Below are 356 nucleotides of genomic sequence, written 5' to 3'. Positions count from 1 at the left end.
GTCCTGGACCACCGCGTCACCGTCCCGGGCGGCCGCGCGGGCCAGCTCCACGGAACGGAGGAGGTGGTGGTCGGCGGCCAGCCGGTATGCGAACCGCCGCACCGTGGGGTCGTGATGGGCGGACAGGGCGGTGAGCCGCCCGCGGGGTGCCCCGCTCAGGACCTCCTCGAGCAGTTCGGCGCCGAAGGCGCCCCGGTCGCGGCGGCCGATGCGCAGGATCAGCGGTGCGAGGCCGGCGGCGGTGTCCGCGTCCAGCGCCCGGCGCAGCAGCTTACGGGCGCACTCGCGCACCGGTTCGGCCCAGTCGGCGCAGCGGATCACCACCAGAGGCAGCAGACCGGGACACGGCGCCGAGT

1 pseudogene is annotated in these 356 nt (G+C 76.4%); it reads right to left on the bottom strand.

The features are described 5' to 3' along the window. Nucleotides 1–324 (bottom strand): annotated as a pseudogene (locus tag ACSNOK_RS33565) (hypothetical protein); the annotation flags it as partial. Between the last annotated feature and the right edge of the window lie 32 nt (nt 325–356).

The organism is Streptomyces sp. URMC 126 (genome assembly GCF_051386555.1).
Classification (GTDB): Bacteria; Actinomycetota; Actinomycetes; order Streptomycetales; family Streptomycetaceae; genus Streptomyces.
The sequence above is the reverse complement of the archived record's forward strand: the minus strand, read 5'-3'. Positions and strand labels throughout refer to the sequence as shown.